Origin of the sequence: Xenorhabdus budapestensis, assembly GCF_002632465.1 — a bacterium.
GTDB classification, from domain to species: domain Bacteria; phylum Pseudomonadota; class Gammaproteobacteria; order Enterobacterales; family Enterobacteriaceae; genus Xenorhabdus; species Xenorhabdus budapestensis.
The window spans coordinates 1-2,825 of sequence record NZ_NIBS01000064.1; the positions used below are offsets into that span (position 1 = coordinate 1).

Sequence of the window (2,825 nt, forward strand, 5' to 3'; positions counted from 1 at the left end):
CGACGAAAGTGAAGGAGGCAAAAGAGGGCGGTAACGCGAGGTAACAGAGAGGGTAACGCCGTGTAATTTTTTGGGTCCTTCCTAAGCCTTTGATATTTCAGGGGCATTACGCGCCGCGTTTTTTCACTAGTTATGAACTTTTGAAATTTGGGTAACAGGTAACACTGAGGTAACAGATGAACCAGTCAGAATTTGCCAAATTGCATGGGGTCAGCCGCAAGACCGTTACCCAGTGGAAAGCCCGTGGCTGGCTGGTTATGGCGGGTGACGATATCAATGTTGAAGCATCAAATGCCAATATCGAACGTTACCGGAAAACTGTTACCCGGAGTGAAAAAAAGCCCAAAGGTAACAAGCAAGGTAACAGTCAGGGTAACAAACCGGGTAACACATTAGGTAACACGCCTAAACCCGATACTCCGGCCCAAGTTGTCGAGCGCATCCTCACCGAGCGCGGGGCAACAATGTCACTGGATGAAGCCAAGACTATGAAAGAAAACTATCTGGCGCTGCTAACCCAGCATGAATATGACCTGAAATCCGGTAAGGTGTTGCCGTGGCAGGACATGATCGATGCGGTCAGGCAGGAGTATTCGCGGATGCGCACTCGGTTAATTGCCATCGCTCCTGAACATGGTCCCCGATTACGGGCGATGGCTGGCACGGTCACGGACACAGAATTTGTAGTGGCGCTGCAAGAAATCATCTACGAGGCAATGGAGGAATTGAGCCTTGATCACAGTGAACAAGGGGGATAATACGGCATGGCAAAACTTTACCCTTGTGCTGAATCAATGCCGGTCTGATATTCACCCCCCAGAACCTTTATCCTTAAGTGAGTGGGCCAATAAATACGCGGTACTGTCCAAAGAAAACAGCGCTCAAACGGGTAAATTCCGGTCGTTTAAATATCAGGATGGCATCATGGATGCGATTACCGATCCGTCAGTTACCCAAGTGTCCGTAATGAAATCCGCCCGCGTAGGTTACACTAAGATACTGGATCATGTGATTGGTTATTACCTGTCGCATGACCCGTCACCAATACTGGTCGTTCAACCCCGCGTGGAAGATGCAGAAGACTACAGTAAAACCGAAATTGCGCCAATGTTGCGCGATACCCCGGTATTGAAAGATATAGCCGGCGAAGCTAAGGCTAAAGATTCCAACCAGACTATCCTGAAAAAGACCTTTTCCAACGGGGCGAACCTGACGCTGGTCGGGGCGAACTCGCCCGGCGGATTCCGTCGTATCACCTGTCGCATCATCCTGTTTGATGAAGTGGACGGTTACCCTTCGGGCGGCGCAGGGGCGGAAGGTGACCAGATAGCATTGGGTATCAAACGCTCTGAGACATTCTGGAACCGTAAGATCGTATTGGGGTCAACTCCTACTGTCAAAGAGACCAGCCGGATAGAAAAAGCCTTTAAGGACAGTGACCAGCGTTACTACTACGTGCCCTGTCCGCACTGTAATGAATATCAGGTGCTGGAATGGGGCGGGCCTGATACCCCCTACGGCATTAAGTGGGAAAAAGACGAATACGGCAACGGATTACCAGAGACCGCCTATTACGTCTGCCGTCATCACGGCTGTGTGATTCAGGCCAGCGATAAGCCCGGCCTGATTAAGCGGGGAGAATGGCGGCCCAGTCAGCCGTTTCGGGGGCATGCCGGATTCCATCTCTGGGCCGGTTACAGCCTGTTTCCGAATGCGGCATGGAAATATCTGGTGGCGGAATGGCTCCGGGTGAAAGATGACCCCCTGATGCGCCAGACCTTTATTAACCTCGTCCTCGGTGAGCCTTATGAAGACCGGGGTGAAAAGGCACTCAGTGAACGTAAGCTGCTGGAACGCTGCGAAGTCTGGGCGGCCGAAGTGCCGGACGGGGTTGCCGTTCTGACGGCGGGTATTGATACCCAAGATGATCGCTTTGAAATTGAGGTGGTCGGCTGGGGGCGAAGTGAAGAAAGCTGGTCGATTGCCCATGATGTGATTGAAGGGGATTTAGAAACGGATGAGCCGTGGCTGCGTCTGGATGCCTATCTTAAACAAATATGGCGTCGGGCTGATGGTCGTGGTTTTGCGATTACAGCAGCCTGTATGGATTCCGGCGGTCATCATACACAAAAAGTGTATCACTTTTGCCGTGCCCGTTTAGCTCGTCGTCTCTGGGCGATCAAAGGGGAATCCGCTCGCGGCGGTAAACGTTCACCTGTATGGCCAACCAAGCGTATTACTTCACGCTCTAAATCCAGTTTTAAACCGATTATTATCGGCGTGAATGCCGCTAAAGACACTATCCGTGGTCGGTTACACATTGAGCCGCCAGAGAATACAGATCCGGCCCCCTCTTACATGCATTTCCCCATTGATCGTGATTTGCATTATTTCAGCCAGTTATTGGCCGAGCGGTCGGTGATTAAAGACTCAGGGGGTCAGCGATATCGCGTTTGGGAGCAAATTCCCGGTCGCGCCAACGAAGCGCTGGACTGCCGCGTCTACAGCTACGCCGCGTTATGCGGCCTGATGTACATGGGACTGAAGCTTAATTTGCTGGCAGACAACATTGTCGGTAATCCTGATCGGTTAATCGCCCCCCCGGCACAACCGGAAATAAAAACCAATCTGCGTTTCCCCGGAGCAATCATTCCTGAATCAACGGAGGATAAGCCCAAACGGAAGCATATATCACAGCTTCTGCCCTAAGGAGAACAAATGCGAAGAACCAGCCTGCTTACCGGCATGAGCCGTGAACAGCTCCACACCGCACTCAATGCCGCTCAACTAGCCTATATCGAACTGTCAACCGGAACGAAAGGCGT

Annotated in this window: 2 protein-coding genes; both read left to right on the forward strand. The window is 51.8% G+C overall.

Annotated elements, in window-relative coordinates; all coding sequences use genetic code 11:
• Positions 1-176 precede the first annotated feature (176 nt).
• Positions 177-758 (forward strand): RNA polymerase subunit sigma-70, encoded by a 582-nt coding sequence (locus Xbud_RS18640; protein ID WP_099137480.1) that lies wholly within the window; start codon positions 177-179, stop codon positions 756-758.
• Positions 733-2,709: a phage terminase large subunit family protein gene (locus tag Xbud_RS18645; protein ID WP_099137481.1), complete on the forward strand. Its 1,977-nt coding sequence runs from the start codon at positions 733-735 to the stop codon at positions 2,707-2,709. Before Xbud_RS18640 ends, Xbud_RS18645 begins: the two co-directional genes overlap by 26 nt.
• The last annotated feature ends 116 nt before the right edge of the window (positions 2,710-2,825 follow it).